Annotated in this window: 19 protein-coding genes; 11 read left to right on the top strand and 8 right to left on the bottom strand. The window is 35.6% G+C overall.

What is annotated here, in order from left to right; translation table 11 throughout:
- The first annotated feature begins 118 nt into the window (after window positions 1–118).
- Window positions 119–715 carry a hypothetical protein gene (locus tag GYA49_00385; GenBank protein NMC35482.1) on the top strand — a complete coding sequence of 199 codons (597 nt, stop codon included), beginning with the start codon at window positions 119–121 and terminating at the stop codon, window positions 713–715.
- Between the two features lie 6 nt (window positions 716–721).
- On the opposite strand, the gene GYA49_00380 is transcribed toward GYA49_00385, so the two are convergent.
- Window positions 722–1,237: a hypothetical protein gene (locus GYA49_00380; GenBank protein NMC35481.1), complete on the bottom strand. Its 516-nt coding sequence runs from the start codon at window positions 1,235–1,237 to the stop codon at window positions 722–724.
- Window positions 1,238–1,352: 115 nt separating this feature from the next.
- Between GYA49_00380 and GYA49_00375 the strand changes: the two genes are divergently transcribed.
- The 7 genes from GYA49_00375 (at window position 1,353) to arsM (ending at window position 7,700) form a co-directional block, all read left to right on the top strand.
- Complete coding sequence (locus tag GYA49_00375; GenBank protein ID NMC35480.1) at window positions 1,353–4,907, top strand: carboxypeptidase regulatory-like domain-containing protein; 3,555 nt, start codon at window positions 1,353–1,355, stop codon at window positions 4,905–4,907.
- Window positions 4,895–5,329, top strand: coding sequence for a hypothetical protein (locus tag GYA49_00370; protein NMC35479.1), 435 nt, complete (start codon window positions 4,895–4,897; stop codon window positions 5,327–5,329). The genes GYA49_00375 and GYA49_00370 overlap by 13 nt, the downstream gene beginning before the upstream one ends.
- 44 nt (window positions 5,330–5,373) lie before the next feature.
- A complete protein-coding gene (locus tag GYA49_00365; protein NMC35478.1) occupies window positions 5,374–5,952 on the top strand; it encodes a hypothetical protein in 579 nt (192 codons plus the stop codon).
- 117 nt (window positions 5,953–6,069) lie between these two features.
- Window positions 6,070–6,399, top strand: a complete 330-nt coding sequence (locus tag GYA49_00360) for a hypothetical protein (GenBank protein NMC35477.1) — start codon at window positions 6,070–6,072, stop codon at window positions 6,397–6,399.
- Between the two features lie 2 nt (window positions 6,400–6,401).
- On the top strand, window positions 6,402–6,572 hold the full coding sequence (locus GYA49_00355; protein ID NMC35476.1) for a hypothetical protein: 171 nt from the start codon (window positions 6,402–6,404) through the stop codon (window positions 6,570–6,572).
- A gap of 50 nt (window positions 6,573–6,622) precedes the next feature.
- Entirely contained in the window at window positions 6,623–6,877 is a 255-nt protein-coding gene (locus tag GYA49_00350) for a heavy-metal-associated domain-containing protein (GenBank protein NMC35475.1), read from the top strand.
- A 76-nt stretch (window positions 6,878–6,953) separates the two neighbouring features.
- Complete coding sequence (arsM, locus tag GYA49_00345) at window positions 6,954–7,700, top strand: arsenite methyltransferase (GenBank protein NMC35474.1); 747 nt, start codon at window positions 6,954–6,956, stop codon at window positions 7,698–7,700.
- Between the two features lie 4 nt (window positions 7,701–7,704).
- Here arsM and GYA49_00340 read toward each other — a convergent pair whose 3' ends face one another.
- The 4 genes from GYA49_00340 to GYA49_00325 are packed head-to-tail and all read right to left on the bottom strand — an operon-like array spanning window position 7,705 to window position 10,666.
- Window positions 7,705–8,232: a hypothetical protein gene (locus GYA49_00340; protein ID NMC35473.1), complete on the bottom strand. Its 528-nt coding sequence runs from the start codon at window positions 8,230–8,232 to the stop codon at window positions 7,705–7,707.
- A gap of 1 nt (window position 8,233) precedes the next feature.
- Window positions 8,234–8,725 (bottom strand): lipoprotein, encoded by a 492-nt coding sequence (locus tag GYA49_00335; GenBank protein ID NMC35472.1) that lies wholly within the window; start codon window positions 8,723–8,725, stop codon window positions 8,234–8,236.
- A 5-nt stretch (window positions 8,726–8,730) separates the two neighbouring features.
- Window positions 8,731–9,183, bottom strand: a complete 453-nt coding sequence (locus tag GYA49_00330; protein NMC35471.1) for a hypothetical protein — start codon at window positions 9,181–9,183, stop codon at window positions 8,731–8,733.
- Window positions 9,184–9,199: 16 nt separating this feature from the next.
- Window positions 9,200–10,666 (bottom strand): bifunctional metallophosphatase/5'-nucleotidase, encoded by a 1,467-nt coding sequence (locus tag GYA49_00325; protein ID NMC35470.1) that lies wholly within the window; start codon window positions 10,664–10,666, stop codon window positions 9,200–9,202.
- A gap of 77 nt (window positions 10,667–10,743) precedes the next feature.
- Between GYA49_00325 and GYA49_00320 the strand changes: the two genes are divergently transcribed.
- Entirely contained in the window at window positions 10,744–12,402 is a 1,659-nt protein-coding gene (locus tag GYA49_00320; protein NMC35469.1) for a hypothetical protein, read from the top strand.
- Here the strand turns inward: GYA49_00320 and GYA49_00315 are convergent.
- The 3 genes from GYA49_00315 to GYA49_00305 all read right to left on the bottom strand — a co-directional run bounded on the left by GYA49_00315 (window position 12,370) and on the right by GYA49_00305 (window position 16,205).
- On the bottom strand, window positions 12,370–14,082 hold the full coding sequence (locus GYA49_00315; GenBank protein NMC35468.1) for a hypothetical protein: 1,713 nt from the start codon (window positions 14,080–14,082) through the stop codon (window positions 12,370–12,372). The genes GYA49_00320 and GYA49_00315 overlap by 33 nt on opposite strands.
- A 69-nt stretch (window positions 14,083–14,151) precedes the next feature.
- Window positions 14,152–15,342 (bottom strand): DEAD/DEAH box helicase, encoded by a 1,191-nt coding sequence (locus GYA49_00310; GenBank protein NMC35467.1) that lies wholly within the window; start codon window positions 15,340–15,342, stop codon window positions 14,152–14,154.
- A 281-nt stretch (window positions 15,343–15,623) separates the two neighbouring features.
- The gene (locus GYA49_00305) at window positions 15,624–16,205 is read right to left on the bottom strand and encodes a TetR/AcrR family transcriptional regulator (protein ID NMC35466.1); all 582 of its coding nucleotides are present in this window, start codon (window positions 16,203–16,205) and stop codon (window positions 15,624–15,626) included.
- 78 nt (window positions 16,206–16,283) lie between these two features.
- Between GYA49_00305 and GYA49_00300 the strand changes: the two genes are divergently transcribed.
- On the top strand, window positions 16,284–17,723 hold the full coding sequence (locus GYA49_00300) for a hypothetical protein (protein ID NMC35465.1): 1,440 nt from the start codon (window positions 16,284–16,286) through the stop codon (window positions 17,721–17,723).
- Window positions 17,713–21,048 (top strand): efflux RND transporter permease subunit, encoded by a 3,336-nt coding sequence (locus GYA49_00295; protein ID NMC35464.1) that lies wholly within the window; start codon window positions 17,713–17,715, stop codon window positions 21,046–21,048. Before GYA49_00300 ends, GYA49_00295 begins: the two co-directional genes overlap by 11 nt.
- Window positions 21,049–21,069: the final 21 nt, after the last annotated feature.

Below are 21,069 nucleotides of genomic sequence, written 5' to 3'. Positions count from 1 at the left end.
AAGTTTGAAAATAATATACTAATTTTTACCAATAAAATTATAAGATGTCTATACTTTTTGTTATTCAGAGAGTTTTGAAAGTCTTGCTATAATTTATAGATAATAAAGATTTAATTATATGCCCTCAAAAAAACCTAACAACTCTATTCACACTGTTCCTAAAAAATACAAATCAAATATTTTCTTTCCAATTTTCTTGGTTTTTTTACTAATAGGATCACTCTTATTTCTGACAATTAAATATACCAAGGGGGTTGAGGCTGATTTTAACCCCGACTCATTTACCTCTATTTTTAATAAAAAAATTAATGAAGTAGTTGAGGCTTTTGAACAGGCTTTTGCTCCACAGCCAGAAGATGATAAAGCCTCAGCTTTTAAAGCTATTCCGATTCCGCCAACTGGAACTCCAACAGCTACTACAACTCCTAAACCAACAGCAGTTCCAACTATTGCTCCAAAAACTACTAATCAATACCAGTACAACTATCAGGTTCAAGCTACACCGACACCAACTCAAGTTTCTCAAAATAACTCTTCTGATTTTGACTTTGAAAAATACAAAGCCGAGCAAGATAAAGCCTGGGAAGAAAAAGTAGCTGCCCAACACAAAGCCTACGAAGATAGGGTAGCTGAAATGAATGCTAGCCATGATGCGGCCGTCCAAAAAATGCAAGAAGATTTAGAGGTTTGGAAAAAAGAACACGGTTTTGAGTAATACTGACTACTGTATAGTCAAAATAATTATTTCAGAATCTGGTAATGAACCTTCCCAAACTACTTGAGGAGAAAATATATAAGTTCCCATTCCTTGATCTTGACCAGCAGATAAAATTGTTAAAGGTTCATCGCTTGTTTTTATTGGCAATTGATTTAAGCTGCTGGAAGGCATTGTCCCTTCTTCATCTTGTCCAGCAATAATGGTTATAGGCTCTGTATTAGAAATTGTTGGGCAACTTTCTGGTAAGCCAGAACATTGCATTGACAAAGACCATCCTGCTCCGGTTCCTCTAGCATCAGAAACTTTGATATTAAATTCACCTTCTGAAAACGATGGACTTATTTCTAAAAATCCAGGCACTATATCTATAATAGCTGTATTATTATCAGTTGCTGGATTTTGAGCAGAAGCTTCAGAAGCTGGTTGTGCAATACTTAGTAAAATAATAAGTATTGGTTCAGCTATTTTGCTAAGCACTTCTCTTTTTCTGCTTCCTAAAAATGACGTCATTCTTTCCATATGGTCGTGTATTTTATCATCTTGAGATATCAATTAATAATTTATATTATTAAAGCTTGAAAAGCATATGTTGTAAAAAAATAAAAAGTATTATAATAAAACAAAATTTACACAAGTGAAAAAAGCTTTAATACAATACTATTTTCTCTTTTCTCTTTTTACCTTTTTATTTTTTAGTTTATTTGTTTTCCCTAAAAAAACTTACGCCTATCCTCAGAGCGAAAAAGTGTGTTATGCCCAATGCGCTACCTACAAATTTGTCTGGCAAGGTTCTTACTGTTGGGATTTGTTTCAGCAAAATTGTTCTGTCGGTAAATTTGGCAGCATCAGAAAAGCCATTTCTTTAATGAAGGATGTGTATGATGCGGCTAAAAAAGGTGATATTAGCAGCTTTTCGGTAGATACGGTTTTTAATGCTTGGTTTGTCTGCAAGCCTTTGATCGAGAACTGTATCGTGCCTCAGCTGCAAGATTGTCACAATGTCTGCGCTCAAGATGAATTGTATTATGCTCCGGATATTTCCGTCGGCAGTCCGTATGGTAATTTTGTCTATCATGGTGTGGTTTACAATGATCGCGATCACACTCTGACTTTTAAAGTAGTTAACAATGGCAAAGCTTATGCTGCCGATATTGAGGCCGAGGCTAGTTGGGGGCATACCCGTAATCGCGATGGTCAAGTTTCTGGTGGCGGGCAGCTTTTTAAAGAAACTATTCCTGAACTGATTTATTTTGGAGCACGCAATGGTCCGCCTAAAACTGCCGGCGATATTGTGGGTGATTTTTTGATTGAAGAAAGTAATTTTTCCAAATATTTACAATTCTTAAAATCAGATGCTGATAACTACAATGTGCCATTTCTCTGGCTCAAAACCATTCCCTTTACACCACCCGAAGGCGAGCTAACTAAAGTCATTTTTAACGTTGATCCTTCGCAAATGATTCCTGAATATTATGAAACTAATAATACCTTTATCCTAACCATTGATAAGTTGCCAACCCCACCGTCATTCCAAATTGATAATTTTACCCAAAGATTGGAGCAAAACACACTCAATAATTTTTTGATTGATTTTAATATCAAAAATACTGGTGAAGAAAATGGGGCAGTGACAGTTAAAATTTTTGAAAATAAATATAATGGTAATTTTGACCAAACAGCTATTTGGCAAAGCACCCAAACGGTTCAGGGTTTAAACCAGTTTAATTTTAATACTTTTATTGCTCCTGATGTTTCTACTGATAATGCGTACTGCGGCAAAACTAAAAACTATGAGCTGGTCGCTTTTGATAACGGTCAGAAAGTTAGCTCTCATGAATTTTCCTTGCCACTGTATTCTGGCTCGGTCAGAGGCAATGTCAAAGATTTGTTTGGCAAAGCGGTGGCTGGAGCCACGGTTACCGCTAGCACTGGTCAAAGTACCACCACTAGTAAAAATACCGGCTCATTTTATTTACAAGGCATTAATCAGCTCGGCAAAGTTACCATCACTGTGACCCATCCGGACTTTAGCCAAACGGAAACGAAAGAGCTGGAATTTAAAATGGGCGATGGTCTTAACCCTTGTGATGAAGGCAATCTGACTTTAAATCAGGTTGATTTTACCCTCAAAGATCAAGATGTCTTGTTTACTATCACTATTAAAGACCGTAGTGGTAATCTGGTAAATGCCCATGTCATGGCTAGTAATCAGGATTGGCGTTTTGATTCCGATGTGCCTGGGACTGGACCTTTGCCAGGCATGCAGCCCGGTGAGTACTTTTTTACTATCACTGCTCCTGGCTATAAAACTATTGGCCAAACGGTTAATGCTGTGCCAAACAATCAAAATTTGGAGTTTGTAATTGAACCACTTAATGGCCGGCTAACTGACGGAGGGATAAATATTTTTAGTGAACCTCAACTGCTCTGGCAACTTGACCGCGGTGAGGAAATTTTTAGCCAAATGGCTGCTACCAAAGATGGCAAAATGGTTATCCTTTACACGACTAAAAATCAAAATCTTTCCGGCAGTGTTTATTTTTTGGATAGTTTAACTGGCAATCAGATCAGAGTAGTGCGCAATACTATCGCTACTGGTGGTCAATCCCATGCCTGTTTGGATACTTCTTATGACGGCAATACAACCGCTCTGTTTAGTCATATTGGCACTTTTGGAACCACTAAAAATAGTCGTAATTTTTTAAAACTATTTGATAGCTCAGGCCATGAATTTGTTTCTCAGGAAATCAATGATGTTGGCAGCGCCGGTGAGTGTGATGTTTCTCCTGATGGTTTTTATATCTATCCTTTCAGGCTAATGAATAAAGGTATGTACACCTACACCAGATTTGATATTGAAGGCATCAAAAATAGCAAGGCACCTATGTCTTATCCAGGTCTACTTCACTTTACTACCAGTAATAATGTGATAGTTGATTGTCCAAAGGGCGGCGGTGAGTGTCTGCAAACTTTTAATGATACGGTCATTACTAATCTTGGTAACGTTAATGGCAATGTCAGAGTTATTGATAGCAGCCAGGATACCAGTAGTATTGCCATAATAACTAGTGACAAGGCCTATTTGTTTAGAAATGCTAACAAAACCTGGGAAAAAGATGTAGTGACGAAAGGTCACCCTTTAGATATTTCGGTTTCACCTGGAGGAAAATATGCCATTTATTCCACTTATGTAAAAGACCAAAATCACCGCACAATCCGAATTTTTACTGACAATAATCTAGACAAAACTCCGGCAACTTTACCAAGCAATCGCGAAGAAGATGCGCTTTTTGTCCATGCCAATGATAAAGGCTTATTCTTTGCCACCCAGGAGGAGAAAACTATCAAATACTATCAAGTTGGCGATTACTCAACTGATTACAATCCGGCTACACCCGAGCCAACTCCGACAGGCAATCGTACAAGCAACAATATTTCTTATTATGAAAATGGCACTTGGCACAATATGGGTGAAGTGACATACTACCAGCTTTTACCCGGCCGGATTTATATGGCCAACACTACGCTAACTTTAAACGTCGAAGAGCCTTGGGGTCGTATGACCTTTTTGGAAGGGACTGTTTTTGGAACTGACAACTATTTGCACCCAGTGCTTTTAAAAGGCCAGATTACGGCTGACTTTAGTTCTCCTGCCAAAATTTATGCCATCAAGTTTGACCGTTTTGATATGGATTTGTTTGCTAGTAAATTGGCCGCTTTTACCGCTGGGACTTTAGATTCTAATGAATATTTTTTAGTCAAAAATGTGCATACCAAATTTATTGTCAGTAATTATGAAAATGCATTTAACGTCAAAGTTGCTGACGGTGAGGTAGAAGTTTCTGGTAAAGACGTTGCTCAAAAAATTGAGGCTGGTAAACAAATCAGTATTGATCAAGATAATAAAGTCACTGAATCAGTTTACTTAGGTTGGAAACTCTATGCCATCATTGCTGGAGTTTTAGTTTTAATCTCAGGCATTTTATTATTTATCTATCGCAAAACTAAGGTTGGCAAAACGATTATTGGGATTTTAAATAAAACTGCCAAACTAATTTTAAAGTATGGCAAAATTTTAATCATTTCATTTTGGAAATATTTTAAAAAGACTTTAGCTTTACTTTATAAAATAGTTAAAATTAACTTGCAAAAAAATACTAAAAAAAGAATTAAAATATGTCAGTTTTAGAAAATTTTTTCGATTATTTTCTTTCAAAAAGTGAACATCTTAGAGAAGAGACATATAAAAATTATCATGAAACAGTAAGAAGAATTGTTCTAGATGAGAAAAACCCAAAAGCAAATGTAATGTTAGCTATACAGTTAGCAGCAATTTATGAACTAAGATTCTATAAAAAATACTACGATGTAACATTAAGAATCATGGAAATGCAAAACGATGCTTGGAAGAGTAGTGAATGGATAAGCTACTATAAAAAAGAGTTTGAAGAAACAAAATCTTTTATTTTAAAGAAGCAAAATGTATGTAATCAAAAATTAGAATTTTTTTTAAGCATCTTAAAATATTCAACATTCGCTTTTCTTATTTATTTTATAATTTTGGTTATTAATAAATTAGCTTTAATGGGTGTTAACTATTTGTTTAAGTAATTATTTATTAAATGATCAATAAATATTTATTCAAAAAATGTTTTATGAATCTAAAAACAGTCGTCTTTATACCACTTATTTTATTTTCAATAATACTCAGCGCCTGTACTATTCCTCGCGATCAGAAAGAGCAAACTGATGTATCTGAAAATACGAAGCAGGTTTCCAGCCCCACTCCCAGTCCAACTGCCACACCACAGCCAGAAACCCAAACAAAACTAGATACTCAAGTTGATTTATGTACCCAAATCAGTGCTGATTTTGTGAGCCAAGCTACAGGGATTGCTATTGCCAAAGCTAAAAACATCAATGACACGCAGATTAATGCTTGCGATTATTATTTGACCGATGAGAAAAATTCACCCTATATTGCTATTATTGTCAATAAAAATTTGTCGGTTACCAAACAAAAAGAGATTGCTGCCAAAAAATTTGTTTTAAAAACTGATCCCAATATTAGCGGCGATCATTATGCGGTCTGGGCTGATAACGAAAGCAGAATTGTAAATATCAATCTGATTTTGGATGATAATAATTTTATTAGGATTGATAAAAATGTTGAGCGGGCTATTGATAATGAAGGTTTATTAAAATTAGCTAGTGCTGTTGCTAAAAAAATATAAACTGTGTCACCCTGAGCAAATTTGCCGACTGGCAATAACCGAAGGATCTTGTCAAAAAAGATTCTTCACCCACTAAAGTGGGTTCAGAATGACATTAGAAATTATAAAGGAGGAAATATGGATCCAGCCAAAGCCGTGGTTTTTGGACCAATTGTTATTTTTTTTGGAGTTTTTCTGCTTCTAATTATTGGTTTTCTTGCCTTTGTGGTTAAACTGCTTTTAAAAGCCAAAGCCAGTGCTTGGGTAGGCGAAGTAGTCGAGAAAAAACATAAAGTTATTGATGATTTTGATGAAGGTGAACAACATCGTTTTATTGTAGTTTTTAAAACTACTGAAGGTAAAACCTTGAATGTCGAAGTTAGTCATGATATTTGGGAGGATTATAAAGTAGGGGATAAAGCTGAGAAAAAAGCCGGAACGCTTTGGCCAGAAAAACTTAGTGAATAAATATGAAAAAAATTGTAATTGTTATTTTAGTTATTGCTGTTCTCATCATTACTATAGCTTTTTTGCGATTTGCACTTGGCGGAAATGAAGACACTTGGCTTTGCCAAAATGGTCAATGGGTGAAGCATGGCAATCCAAGCTCATTAATGCCTAGTCAGCCTTGTGAACCATAGCCACTCATAAGTTTCACCGAAATTTCATTTTATAAGACTATACTGTAAGTATGGTCAAGCTTCATTTGGTCAATATTAAATGTCAGGGTTGTGCTAGTAGCATTAGTAATACTTTAGAAAAGCTTGGTATGACAGATATTAGCGTTGACCCTGAAAAGCAAGTAGTTCAATTTACTGGTGATGCTCAAACAGCTAAGGTCAAGCTTTTGCAAATGGGTTATCCCGAAGCAAGTAGTCCTGAAGCTAAGAAACTGGGACCCAAAGCTAAATCCTATATTTCTTGCATGATTGGTCGGACTATGTAATTAGTTTTGTTTTTCTTTTTTAATTAGTTCAATTTTATATACTTTCTTCTTTTTATTTATTATTTATAATAAAACGATGATAAAAAAATCTCAGATCAAAGAACTGGTTCGTAGTTCTTATTCTCAGCTAGCTCAGGGTTCAGGTTGTGGTTGTAAATGCAGTTGTAGTCCGGTCAGCAATTTTGCCCTACAGCGTCAAACATTGAAAAATGCCTACAGCCAAACAGAAATGGATTCTACTCCTACCGGAGCAAATTTGGGATTAGGTTGTGGTAATCCTACTGCTATTATTTCCTTGAAAAAAGGCCAAACAGTAGTTGATTTAGGTTGTGGCGCTGGTTTTGATGTATTTTTGGCTGCTAATAAAGTGAGTAAAACTGGAAAAGTTATTGGCGTAGATTTTTCTCAGTCAATGCTTAGTAAGGCTAAGACCAATGCTCAAAAGGGTGGATATACAAACACGCAGTTTTTAAAAGGGGATATTGAAGATTTACCAATCAAAGACCAGGCGGTTGATGTAGTTATCAGTAATTGTGTGATTAATTTAGCTCCAGATAAAAATAAGGTTTTTAGTGAGACCTATCGGATTTTGAAAAAAGGTGGCAGATTGATGGTGTCAGATGTAGTTTTGCTAAAGCCACTGCCTCAAGCTTTAAAAAATGATAAGGAGTTACTGACGGGATGTATTGCTGGAGCAGTGCTCAAGGAAAAATATCTAGAACTGATTAAAAAGGCTGGTTTTACAAAGATTACAGTCCACAGTCAAACCTCTTCAGCAATCACCGAATACGCAGTCAGTATTTCTGTTTCTGCCCAAAAATAGCTAGTTACGGTCCGGTAGAGATGCTATCAATTTTCCATTGGCCATCTTCTTTAATTAAGCCAATCCAACGGATATTGGGATTATCACCCCAGCCATAATTTGGGATTGGAGCCGAAGGATCATCTTTAACATACGCTTCAAGGCTAACTTTATATACTTTCTGGTTATCGGTCCAGTTGGTTTCATCCCAGGCTTCCATATCCAAAATATTGATACTAGTTATGGCATTAAATTGGACTCCCCAAGCTTGCTTAGTACTATCATCTGGTACGGCAGTTTTGGACATCAAAGCAATGGCTTCGGGAATTTGTTTTTGATCAATCAATGAGAAAAATAAGGTAATTAGTTCTTCTTCCGGAGCTAATGTGCCGTGGCTTTGCAAATTTTCTTCTTGCCTAGGCGGCACAATTGTCGACACATCCTGTTGTTTTTGATTTTGCGCCTGATTAGCATTGTCTGTATTGTCTGGACTACAAGAACTAAACAGTACAGCAATAATGAAAATACCGGCGATATAAAAATATGGTTTCATATTATTCCTCACTAACTATGTTTATATTGGCTGGCACTTTAAATTCGGCAGTCGAAAAAGTTTTAGTGGCACAAGATTGTCGATTGGCCTCGATTACTGCAATCACATCTTCTGAACTCCTGATTGATTTACCATTCATGGTAATGTCATTATCTTTATTTAAATTACTCAGATTAGTCAAACTGCCAACTTGTTTATTTTCATCCCAGGTCCACATATTTTGACCTTTGGCTAGCATTTTGTAAGCTTGATCTTCTGGTTCCATTCCCATAGTTTTAACAGAAGTACCTTGAATAAAAGCTTTGATTTTAGTACCAGACTCATCTGCGTAAACACATTCCAGTCCATACCCTTGATCAAGGGCTTGTTTAAGTGTCTTAAAGTTGTATTGAAACTGCGACTCGGAAATGCCTTTAGCCCGCTGCTCATCTTTTTTTTCATTACAACTAGCTAAAACTAGTAAAAATAAGAATAGTAAAATAATTTTTTTCATACATTTTAATCAGAACAGACAACTTGGGCCCAGCCTTTATACACATAAGCCTTGCAACCCAAAACTATCAGCCAATCTGAGCATTGGCCATCAGTTTTAAAAAGCCGGCCTTTCATTCCTTCTCGCAATTCTTCATTAGTCAAATCGGCTAAGCAGACTCCTTCACAGTTATCACTGCTAGTGCAACTTTTACCACCATCTTGGGTTGGTAAATTACAGGAAGCTACAGGCCTGATCCCCATTTTTTTCCAGGTGCCATTTTGGGCCAGACAACTTTGTTCATCTTTGGGGATTGCGATTTTAGTGGTAGTCACATCTTTGTGAATTTGAGTTTCAAGATCAGGCAGATATGGGTGATAAAAATTCCGATCAATCTGCCAAGCCATAATTAAAAGCATCAAAATTAGCAGTAAAACTAGGAAAATAATTTTGATAATTTTAAATATCTTTTTTAGCATTTTAGAAAAGAGTGTATTATTTTTTATAAATCAACCGATTTTCAACCTGACTATCAATATTCTGATGGTTTCGCAAGTATTCTTCAAGTACTGCTTGGGCCGAGCTCGCTACTACTTTGTGATCCGGTAAGGTTTGGATATATTTTTTATCAATGCCTAAGTAGGTACTAGCATTATTGTAGTGATAGCCCTGCATGGCAATTTTGTATAGTTTAGTGTCTAAAACAGTTTGATCAGCAATTTTCAGGCCAATAAGCTGCTGCTTGGCATCACTATAAATAGCTTCAACTCCAACATTGACTTGGTAACATTCACCCTCACCATCACGGTTAGTGGGTCGCATAATGTGAGCAAAAACTTTTTTCAGCTCCTCTCCACTTACACTAAAACGGTGCAAGCTGTCATCATAAGGAAAGCAGGCTCTTAGATCACCAAGGCTGACCATTGGTCCAAGCTCAGCCACTCTGATTGAACCAGAACCCACAAACATGACATCGCATTCCGCATTTTGGGCAAAAATATCAGCTATTAAATTACCAAGTGAAGTTTCAATTTCTCGCTTCGGATGAGTCAGTTTTCGGGCCAATTTACAAACCAAAGCGCTATATTTTTGATCGACTTTCTTTTTGTAATCATTAATATAATCAAGCAGGTTTTGGTCTGGTTTAGCCAGTTTATTATTAATCGGAATCAGCTGCCATGTATACTTGATAATACTATTAGTCTCATCATCTACTTCAATATCAAAGCGGCCAATCTGATTGGTTCCAACTCCAGCTTGAGCTATCAAAATTTTATTGACTTTTTTAGGATGATCTAAAACTGTATGTGAGTGGCCCCCGATAATCATATCCACTCCCCATTCACGTTTGAGCATTTTAGCTAAAGCTATATCTGAGTCAAAACCAATATGAGTTAATAGAATAGTCAGATCAATATCATCTTTTTTATAGGCATCACAAATTTTCCCAACTTCACTACTAGCTTCTTCCAAGGTTACAAAACTACCAACCAGCTTGTCCATAGCTAAAGCATCCATGATTTTTTCCGTGATAATACCAGTAAAGAGAATGTCGAAACCAGCTTTATTGATAATTTTATATGGTTGCATCAGCCGCCGCATATATTTTTTAATATAAAGGTTGGCGTTTACAATTGGGAAGTTAGCCATTTTTTCCAAAAAAAGCAAGTGGGGTAGGCCATAGTCAAACTCATGATTACCCAGCGCTACTACATCAGGAGCTAGATAGTTCATAATCTCCATGGTGGAAATACCTTTATACTCAGCATCAATCAAAGAACCTTGAACCATGTCTCCAGAAATGACGTAGAGGACGTTTTCTTCTTCGCTTCGGACTTTATTAATATAGCCAGATAACAAAGCTAAGCCACCAATGAGTTCGCCTTTTTGGCCTGAAACTTCTGCTAGAAAATCACCATGCATGTCATTACTATGGAGAATGGTAAATTTTTTAGTTTTCATAATAGAAAAATAGATAGTATGTACCAGTATAGTAACATTATTTCAATAATTTTATGTTACCATAATTGTAATTATATATGAGTAAAATATTTAACTATTTTTATAATCTACTCCCATATGTGATCCTACTAGCAGTAATTGCTTTTTTAGCCAAACCAATTTTTCATGCTGGCTTATTTATTACCCATGATGATGTTCAGGTAGTTAGGATAGATTTGATGACCCAGGCTTTGCAAGCTAGCCAATTTCCAGTGCGCTATATTGATCAACTAGCCAATGGTGGTGGTTATTTATTGTTTAACTTTAATTCTCAACTTATTTATTACACCGGAGCTGGCCTACATCTACTGGGGTTAACTTTATTTCAGGTAGTTAAGCTATTGTTTTTATTTGCCTATCTCATTGGGGCTGTTGGTATGTTTCTTTTAGTTTTTAAAATTACTGATAAAAACCAATGGTTAGCTGTTTTAGGAAGCATATTATTTATCACTTCAACCTATCTAAACTATGATTTATTTCATCGGGGAGCTTTAGCTGAGCTAAGTAGTTTTATCTTACTGCCTTGGTTTTTTTGGGCCTTATTTAATTTAAAAGCAAAACAAAGCAAAATCTATTTTTTGATGGTAAGTTGTTTTTGGGCAGCCATCATTTTAGCTCATACTATTATCGGTCTAGCTTGTTCTTTCTGTCTTGGAATTTTTCTGCTTTTAAACTTAAAAAATAAAAACTTTATTATCACTTGTGTTTTGGCTGGTTTTTTTGGGATTGGTCTGGCAGCCTATTTTTTCTTGCCAGCCATCTATGAGCAACAATTTACTATTTATAGCCAAACCGAATTTGGCCACACTGCCTATAAAGCTGCTTTTTTAGAACCACTACAACTAGCTGGTTTAACGCCAAGTGGGTGGGGGATTTTACCTCCACTTCTGGGCATAAACTTATTTATCGGCGGATTTATAGCTTGTCTGGTTTTAGGTTATAAGCTTATGCACAACAAATACCAAGGTGATAAACAGCTAGTTATTTTTGCTATTACTACTTTTCTTACTTCTTTATTTTTTATTTCAGCTCAAAGCCAGTTTCTTTGGGATTTGATTCCTTACCTTCGTTTTATGCAGTTTCCTTACCGGTTTTTGACGGTGACCACGGTTTTTGCAATTATTTTGATCATTTTGCTGGCCAAGAATTTCAAATCTACTGTTTTAAAATATGGTTTACCGTTAGTGCTTATTGTTTCTGTTTTTTTACTTCATCAGGATTATTTCAAGCCAGTTGGTTATAACTATGCTTCGGTTTACCGCGCTGAAGGCCTCTGTCCAACCACCACTTGGCAAAATGAATATTTACCAATCTGGACTAAACAGTGTTTACCCAAGGTTAAGAAATTGGCTTTAATTGATTATGGCAAACAGGATATGCAGATTACTAATCTGCAAAGCTCTCCTGATCAACGCCTTATTTCTTTTACTAAAAAAGGTAATGCCGGAACTATAACTATAGCCAAATATTATTTTCCAGGTTGGAATGTATATATTGATGAGACTAAAACACTCATTAAAGCTAGTGGAAAATACGGATTAATTACCTTTTCAGTAGATAAGGGGACACAACACATTCAGGTCAAATTTGAAAATAGTTTTGTAAGAGATTTGGGTAATATTATCAGCCTTTGTTCGCTGGTCATAGTTGGTTGGATGCTATGTTCAAAAAGGTTTTTTCATTTCAAGTTTTTCTAAATTTTCCTGAGCTTGGGTAAAGTTAGGATCACAGTTTAAAGCTTGCTCAAATAATACTTTAGCTTTAAAGTAGTCACCTTGACTAGCTACAATTGAGCCGTAGTTATTGAATGTTTGAGCAGAACATAAATCTAAATCTAAAGCTTTTTGTAAGTAAGTCTGAGCACTTAAAACTTCCCCATTTTGAAATTGTTTGATAGCTTCTTGATTGTATAAATCAATAAGTGGCGGTAAAGCTTCTTTAGTATTGCGATGCCAAGCTTTTTCATAATAGCCCAGGGCCATGTGAACTTGCTTTTGCTGCTGATGCAAAAGACCTAGGTTGTAATAGACAAACCCCATATCATCTTGCAAAATAAGGGCTGATTTATAAGCTCCAATAGCCTGATCAGCTTGGCCAGCTGCTTGATAAGCTGAGCCTAATTTATACAAAACCATAGGGTTTTGAGCAGAACTTTCAGCTGTCTTTTGCCAAAGCATCAGTTCATTTTGCCAATCTAAATTTCTAAAATAAGTTCTGATTCCAAATAAAATTATCACGACACTAATTACAATAATGCCAAGTTGCTGATTTTTTTTAAGTAGGTAAGTTCCTAAATACGCTAAAGCTAAACAAATACCAAAGGAAGGAATATATAAGTACATTTCCCGAAACAAAGTGTAATTGGGAACTATATTAGCAACCGGCAAAAGTGTCAGAAAAAACCAGATGAGAGAAAAGCTGACAATTGGATTTTTTTTGAAAAAATAAAAAACAGTAACTAAAAATAAAGCTAGAAACCCCAAGCTCAACAAAAAGACAGGCTGATACCAGTGTTGTTGAAGGGCTGCCAAACTTAGTAACTGATAATTAGAAAAAGTAAATAAATTTGGATAAATATGATGATCCAGAGTTAAGTGATAAGGAAATAAAGTGGTTTTAAACGCTAGCCAAAAAGCTTTAATAACCGCCAAAAAGGTGAGATAAAAACTGTTTGCCAAATATTGAGAACGGGCTGGAGTATGAATAATAAAAATTCTGATACATCCATATAGAGCTGCCAATACAAAATAGGGGATTGTAATTTTATAGTCAGCTTTTTTCTTAAACGTAAAAATCAGCAAAAGCAGTAGTAAAGGCAGAGCCAAAGTCATTTCATGACTAAAAAAAGCCAAAAAAACCAAGGCATAGCTTACATAAAGAACATACGCTTTTTTCTTTTTTAAAAAATAAGCAAAACTTGTTAAAGCTCCAAAAAACAGCATAAATCCAAAAGCATCAAAACTGCTGGTTATATACGTAATTGATTCGGTGTGAATTGGATGTAAAGCAAAAAGCAAAGCGCTTAAAAAAGCTAAAAGCGGTTTTTTAAAAAACGTTTTAATAAAAAAATAAGTAAGGAAAACACTAGCTAAGTGAATTATTAGAGAAAAAATATGATAGCCAAGAGGATTAACGTTACTTAAGCTATAAACTAAAACGTAAACTAAACTACGAACTGGTCGATATACTCCCTCATTACCAGCTGGAACCTCGCCTTTTAAAAGCTGAGGAATTTTTTGAAAATTATGAATGCTTTGCCAATTGACAACAAAGTCATAATCATCACCTAGGAATTGATTTGCAAAAATATTGCTATACGCAAAAATGGTAGCCAGAAAGATTACTACTAAATACAGTGCGTTTTTATTCTTAACCATGCAATGCATGATTTTACTATAACGTAAATATAGTTAGTCTTGCATTAGGGTTAGAGGATTAAAAAAGTTTTATTCAACGAACGTTAAGGCTTTGCCTTGATGGTTGGCCCGCCCGGTCCGGCCAATTCGATGGATATAGTTTTCATAGCTCTCAGGCAGATCATAATTGATCACATGAGTAACCCCGTCAATATCCAAGCCTCTGGCAGCTACATCAGTAGCCACTAAAATATTAACTCTGTTTTGGCGGAAACTTCGTAGTGCCCGTTCCCTTTGCGGCTGGGATTTATTGCCATGAATTGAGTCGGTCCGAAAACCACTGTAGTTTAGTTTTTCAGATAGTTTTCTGACTCCATGCTTAGTCCGACCAAATATTAAAACTTTATTAAAACCATCTTGACGCAACAGGTTATTTAAAACCTCTAATTTGTTTTCCGATCCCTTGAATTTAACAATGTCTTGATCAATGGTTTCAGCTGTATCAGTGTATTTAACCGAAACTGTAACTAAGTCTTTGGAAAAACCATGAATTAGCTCTAAAATTTCCCCTGAAGCCGTAGCTGAAAAAAACAAAGTTTGTCTCTGGCTTGGTAAGGAGCTAAGAATTGTTTTAATATCATGAATAAATCCCATATCAAGCATCCGGTCAACTTCATCCAAAACCACTGAGCCGAAACTGGAAATATGTAAGGCCCTTTGGTTGATTAGGTCTTTTAGCCTTCCCGGAGTTCCAATCACAAAGTTATATTTTCTGCTCAGATTATCTTTTTGCTGGTACATACTGGTTCCACCAATACAAAGCACTGAACTAATGCCAGTCTGACTACTGAGACTAAAAAATTCATGTTGGATTTGTAAAGCTAGTTCTCTGGTTGGAGCCATAATAAGCACTTGTTCACTGGGATTTTGCAAGACTTTATTGAGTAAGGGAATCAGGAAGGCACCGGTTTTACCGGTACCAGTATTGGCAATTCCCAGTAGGTCCTTGCCAGCTAAAATGTGAGTGATAGTTTCATCTTGAATTGGCGTTGGTAGGGTATACCCTTTTTTAGAAATATTAGCTTTTAAGCTTTCATCAATAGCTAAGTTTTCAAAATTGGTTTTGGGCTGATAAATCTCATTTTGGCCTACATCTCTGGCTCGGTGAATAAATTTAGAAATATCGGAAAATGTTTTGATATTCCGCTTGCCACCATTGCCATTAAATTTGGGTCTTTGGGAAAAGCGGTAATTACCCGATCGTTTTGATCTTTGATACATATACTATATACAAATTAAAACTAGCAATAAAAATATCACAGTTGTAATCTATACAAAACTGAACTTAGAATATTCTAAGTGGGGAGTAATTCTATTCCAAATGGAATGAACTAATTTATTGAATACAGAAGAATAGGGAATTGATCCAAACTATCTATTTTAAATCAGTCGAAGCAAAAAAAATGCTTAATTACTCGGATTTTTAATTATGAGGTATTATAGCACAGAAATACTAAAATAATTTGCAAATTGAAAAATTGATCAATAAATACTGATAAACTTTATTTAAAAACCAAATTAAACAATTCTCTGGAGGCAGTTCTAAATTTGAGCTCATCTTCGTCTAAAAGATACGTCATTACCAATCCATAAAACATAATTGTAATGGTTTCTTTGGTCCACTTCTTTTGACTGTGATCCAGTTTTCTTCTCACATCTTCAAAGTAAGCATCAAAATCTTTAAGTAATTTATGCTCAAATTTTTTTTCTTGGTTAAAAGCTAGGCGTACCCCGGGTTGTAAAAAGATAGAAATAAGCAAACGGATTACACCTTTATTTTTTACAATATTGTCACAAAATTCCCTTATAGCAAAGTTGATCCGTTCTTCCGGAGTGCCTACAATTTCCTGATTAAAAATTTTTTTGATTTGGGCAATTCTCTGTTCCAAAAGAAATTCCATGATTTCTTTTTTGTTCAAAAAATAGTTATAAATCAAGCCTTTAGAAATTTTAGCTTGGACAGCAATCATCCGCATGGTAGTACCGTGATAGCCATAACGGGAAAAAGCTTTTAAAGCAGCGTAAAGAATTTTTTCTTTTGATTGCTCTCTGATAATTTCGTTTTGAGCTTTTGTTTTTGGCATAAATATTTGACAAATTGCTAATAGTATTATATTATACCTTTTTTGTTGACCAAATGGTCAATGAAAAAATAAATCACTATGAAAAAGAAATCTTTTTTACATAACCCATCTTTATTTTTAAAGCAAACAGCCAGTGCTTTCAAGAACACTATTGTAAAACATTCTATTCCTGCTTTTTTTTCTACGCTTTTAATTTTATTATTACTGGTCATTGGCAGCAGTTATCTTAACCGTTCAGAAGAAGAGCCAGTCAAATCAGCTCAGACTAAAACAGTTTCTGTCTATCATGTTGGTAAAGCTCCTCGTTTAAACTTTCAAGCTAAAGTCGACAAAAAGGGAGTGCTAACAGTTGTAGCTCAATCTGGAGGTATAGTTCAAAATATTTACCATCAAGAAGGTGAGTCGGTCAGTAAAGGTACTTGGCTCATTGCTTTATCCAGTAATTATCAGGGAGCTAGTGTCGCTTCTTTGCAACGCCAGCTTGCTCAAACACAGTACGATCACATCAATGCAACGTATGATACTCAAAAAGAAATTATCGCTAAGCAACGTGATTTAGCTAATAAAAGTGATGAGAACTCCGATGAGTTACGTTCTTTAGCTGATCAAACTCTAACTGATTTAAAAGATCAATTATCTACGAATGAAGATATTCTCAACATTATTAATGACAATATAAAAACACTGGAAGAGCATAATGATAATGCGGTCAATGATTCTTTGATCTTAGAAACTAAAATATTAAAAAGCCAATATTTAGCTGGAGTTGATGAGCTCAAATCAGCTATTCGTACTGCTGAGTATCAAGTAGATGATGATAATCCACCAGCTCAACTTTCTAATATCAGCAAAGATGTTACTCTACGACAATTGGATTTACAGGAAAAAGCCTTGGATTTAAGCAAGGAAGTAAGTCGGCTATCTTTAGCTATTACTCAAGTTGCTGAATCTTTGATGTATCCAGCTGCTCCATTTTCTGGCCGGATTGAAAAAGTGTATGTCCAGCCAGGCCAAGCTGTAGCTGCAGGGACTCCCATTGCTTTAATTTCGGGAGATGTTCAAAACAATGTAGCTCTGATTAGCCTTTCAGATTCTTTGGCTAAATCGGTTTCTCAAATGGAGCCATCAATTTTTACCATTGGCAATCAACAAGTTTCACTATATCCCTCTTACATCTCTAAAGAAGCTACTGACGGTCAGCTATACACGGTCTTTTATAACTTGCCAAATGAATATTGTAGTAGTGTGACTGATGGTCAATATTTGTCAGTTTCTATTCCTATTGGCTATCCGGATACAGGCAGCGCTATTCCATATGTTCCCATTGATGCAGTTTCTCAAACCCAAACAGAAACAGTTTTATATGTGGCTGTAGGGGATAAAGTGGAGTACCGCAACGTCAAGCTTGGCAATGTTTTTGGTAGATTTGTAGAAATTAGTAAAGGCTTAAAAGATGGCGACGTTATTATTTTAGATAGAACTGTCGTTTCCGGCGATACGATTAAGTATGAAAGATAGTACTTCTACATATCTTAAAAACTTACAATTCCATAAAAAACTGGAAGAGATGAGTATTGCCAGTTATTTTAAAAACCCTAGACTACTCATTTTATTGGTCCTGGCAGTAGTTCTGCTCGGTGGCTATAGTTTTGCTAATTTAGCCAGAACCCTTTATCCTAAAATCAATATTCCGGTTGTGGTGGTAACTACTGTTTTACCTGGGGCTAGTCCAGCAGATATAGAATCTTTAGTTACTATTCCTATAGAAGATAAGATTAAAGGATTGTCCGGTTTAAAAACTTATCAATCAACCTCTCGAGACTCAGCTTCTATCGTTTATCTGGAATTTAACTCCAGCATGGATGCAGATAAAGTCAAAACTGACGTTCAATCGGCGATTGATGAAGTCACCAATCTTCCTTCTGATACCCAAGCTCCTCAGGTTGTTAAATATGATTATGAAAATCAACCGGTCTGGACCTTTGCTTTGATTGGTAAAGGGGATAGCGCTAGTTTGATTAGGTTTTCTAAAAATTTAGAAAATAGAATTAAAGCTTTGTCAGCTGTTGATAAAGTCGAAACTACGGGCCTAGAAGAGCAAGAAATCCAAATAGATATTAGACCAGAAGCCATAACCTCATATAAACTAAATCCACTCTCTATAGCTCAGTCTGTCCAAGCTGCGCTCAATGCTATTCCGGCTGGAACTGTGAATACAGATCAACTATCTTTTTCAGTCAATATTGATCAAGGTATTACTTCCATTGATGATTTTCGTCAGCTCAGAATTACTATTGATAATAACAATGTAGCTTTAGGTGATATTGCCGTTATTTCGGAAAGATCAAAACCAGAGCAAATCCAATCGTTCTACATTACTCCAGAAGATAAAAAAGCGCATTCGGCGGTTACCTTCAATGTTTACCGCAACGACAATTTTACGATCAATCAATCGGTTGAAGATGTAAATACTGCAGTCCAGGAAGAGCTATCTAAATATTCTGGTCAGTTTTCTATTGTTTCCACTTTTGATCAAGCTGATGAAGTTAATGAACAATTTAACCGGCTAATGCATGATCTTATTTTTACTATTATTCTCATTGTAGCTACCTTATTTACTTTTGTTGGTTTAAGACAAGCTTTAGTAGCTTCTATTGCTGTTCCGTTATCTTTTTTGATCACTTTTATTGTCATGAAGTTTACCGGCCTTACTTTAAATACGGTTTCTTTTCTGTCATTGCTTTTGGCCCTTGGGCTTTTGATTGACGACACCATTGTGGTGATTTCTGCTATGACCATGTATTACCGAACCGGTAAATTTACCCCTTATCAAACCGCTTTATTGGTATGGAAAGATTTTTTGATTGCTATTATCACCACTACTTTGACAACTATTTTTGCCTTTCTGCCGCTTTTGGTTTCCACTGGGATTATTGGTGAATTTATCAAACCAATGCCAATTGTAGTTTCCAGTTCTTTAGCAGCTTCATTTATCGTGGCTATGTTCATTACCATGCCATTTATGGCAATTATTTTAAAACCGAATTTTCCGCCAAGAGTCAAAACTTTTTTCAATATTATTTTGCCACTGGGAGTAATTGGTACATTTTCTTACTTTTTTCATCAAAGCCCATTATTTCTATGGCAGCTGTTAGCTTTAGTAGTATTTATGCTGATTGCTTACCTAACTAGACCGGTTTTACTACCTCTGTGTCAAAATTGGCTAAAAACTAAATCCAGTAAAAGCAAAATAAATATAAGTAAATTAAATTCGGGATTGATTAGTTTTGAAACTATTACCGAAAAATATAAACATCTCATTGCCAGTATTATTGCTTTTAAAGGCAGAAGAGAAAAAATTATTTTTATTATCTTAGCGTTTTGTCTGTTTTGTTATAGCCTGGCTGGGTTTGGTTTTTTGGAGAGTGAATATTTTCCTAAAACAGATCAAACCGTAGTGTACCTTAATTTAGAATTACCTGAAGGAACTAATTTGGAAAGTACTAAAAAAGAGGCTCTTAGTTTGATGCCTAAAATTTTAAAAGATACTCCTGAAGTTTCTTTTATCTCTTTGGATTTGGGTAAGATTTATACCAGTGGAGTTAACTTTACTGGCACTGGCAATAATAAGGCTTTCTTTACAGTCAATCTAACTCCAAAAGAGGATAGGGGTATTAGTTCTGCAGAAATTGCTAATGGCTTGCGTAAAAGCTTTACTAATTATAGTAAAGGCAAACTAGCAATCGTTGAAAAAGCTTCTGGACCGCCTTCCGGGGGTGATGTAGAAATCAGTTTTTATGGCGATGATTTAGCCCAACTTGATCAGTATGCCCAAAAAACCAGCGAATTTTTAAAAACTCAAAACGGTATAGCTGATGTAAATATCAGCATCAAAACCGGCACCAGCAAAATCACTTTTGTTCCTGATAAAACTAAAATGCAGCAATATGGCTTAAGTAATAGTACAGTTGGATTTTGGCTGAGAATCTTTGCTAGCGGCTATTCGGCTGGAGATATTCGTTTGAATCAGGAATCTGATGAAACCGAAGATATTACTATCAGATTACAATCAGGAATCCAAACACCTGAAGAAATTAGTAAGCTCTATATTCCTACTTCCCTTGGATATATTCCTCTATCTGAATTAGGCAGCTTACAACTCAAATCAAATCCTTCGCTCATCTTAAGAGAAGATGGAGCTCGGACTATTTCGGTATCAGCTAGTATTACCAAAGGCTATTCTATATCTGATGTGAACCAAAATTTATCAGATTATGTTAAAACCAATTTTTCTTTCCCAGATAACTATTCATGGACTATTGGCGGAGTAACTGAGGATAATCAAAAATCAACTCAGTCAATCATGCAGGCTATGATCATCGCCATTATCTTAATCACTTTAACTATGATTGTTCAGTTTAAATCTTTTAGAAAAGCTTTGATCGTTATTACTATTATTCCACTCTCTATTGCTGGAGTGCTTTTAGTTTTCAGTCTTATCAAAATCCCCATGTCTTTTCCAGCCATGATTGGAACTTTAGCACTCTTTGGGATTGTGGTCAAAAACTCAATCTTGGTGGTTGATAAGATCACACTCAACTTGGAAACTGGAATGCCATATACCGAAGCTATTATTGATGGAGCCGCTAGCAGACTGGAAGCTATTGCCCTGACTTCTATTGCTGCTATTTTGGGATTAGTACCAATTACTATTTCAGATCCACTGTGGCGAGGTGTGGGCAGTGCTATTATTTCTGGGCTTAGTTTCTCTGGAATTATTATTCTATTTTTTATTCCTACCGTATATTATTTCATTTTTGAAAAAGATACTTCCCACAAATAAAAAAATTAATTTGAACTTTCT

It is taken from the genome of Candidatus Beckwithbacteria bacterium (assembly GCA_012797845.1).
Classification (GTDB): Bacteria; Patescibacteriota; Microgenomatia; order UBA1400; family UBA1449; genus JAAZOH01.
The sequence above is the reverse complement of the archived record's forward strand: the minus strand, read 5'-3'. Positions and strand labels throughout refer to the sequence as shown.

Excerpts from the sequence above, each read along its gene's own strand:
- GYA49_00360 (NMC35477.1), top strand. The coding sequence starts at position 6,070 with ATGGATCCAGCCAAAGCCGTGGTTTTTGGACCAATTGTTATTTTTTTT.
- GYA49_00325 (NMC35470.1), bottom strand. The coding sequence starts at position 10,666 with ATGAAAACTAAAAAATTTACCATTCTCCATAGTAATGACATGCATGGT.
- arsM (NMC35474.1), top strand. The coding sequence starts at position 6,954 with ATGATAAAAAAATCTCAGATCAAAGAACTGGTTCGTAGTTCTTATTCT.
- GYA49_00320 (NMC35469.1), top strand. The coding sequence starts at position 10,744 with ATGAGTAAAATATTTAACTATTTTTATAATCTACTCCCATATGTGATC.
- GYA49_00335 (NMC35472.1), bottom strand. The coding sequence starts at position 8,725 with ATGAAAAAAATTATTTTACTATTCTTATTTTTACTAGTTTTAGCTAGT.
- GYA49_00315 (NMC35468.1), bottom strand. The coding sequence starts at position 14,082 with ATGGTTAAGAATAAAAACGCACTGTATTTAGTAGTAATCTTTCTGGCT.
- GYA49_00370 (NMC35479.1), top strand. The coding sequence starts at position 4,895 with ATGTCAGTTTTAGAAAATTTTTTCGATTATTTTCTTTCAAAAAGTGAA.
- GYA49_00330 (NMC35471.1), bottom strand. The coding sequence starts at position 9,183 with ATGCTAAAAAAGATATTTAAAATTATCAAAATTATTTTCCTAGTTTTA.
- GYA49_00295 (NMC35464.1), top strand. The coding sequence starts at position 17,713 with ATGAAAGATAGTACTTCTACATATCTTAAAAACTTACAATTCCATAAA.
- GYA49_00380 (NMC35481.1), bottom strand. The coding sequence starts at position 1,237 with ATGGAAAGAATGACGTCATTTTTAGGAAGCAGAAAAAGAGAAGTGCTT.
- GYA49_00365 (NMC35478.1), top strand. The coding sequence starts at position 5,374 with ATGAATCTAAAAACAGTCGTCTTTATACCACTTATTTTATTTTCAATA.
- GYA49_00340 (NMC35473.1), bottom strand. The coding sequence starts at position 8,232 with ATGAAACCATATTTTTATATCGCCGGTATTTTCATTATTGCTGTACTG.
- GYA49_00310 (NMC35467.1), bottom strand. The coding sequence starts at position 15,342 with ATGTATCAAAGATCAAAACGATCGGGTAATTACCGCTTTTCCCAAAGA.
- GYA49_00305 (NMC35466.1), bottom strand. The coding sequence starts at position 16,205 with ATGCCAAAAACAAAAGCTCAAAACGAAATTATCAGAGAGCAATCAAAA.
- GYA49_00355 (NMC35476.1), top strand. The coding sequence starts at position 6,402 with ATGAAAAAAATTGTAATTGTTATTTTAGTTATTGCTGTTCTCATCATT.
- GYA49_00385 (NMC35482.1), top strand. The coding sequence starts at position 119 with ATGCCCTCAAAAAAACCTAACAACTCTATTCACACTGTTCCTAAAAAA.
- GYA49_00350 (NMC35475.1), top strand. The coding sequence starts at position 6,623 with ATGGTCAAGCTTCATTTGGTCAATATTAAATGTCAGGGTTGTGCTAGT.
- GYA49_00300 (NMC35465.1), top strand. The coding sequence starts at position 16,284 with ATGAAAAAGAAATCTTTTTTACATAACCCATCTTTATTTTTAAAGCAA.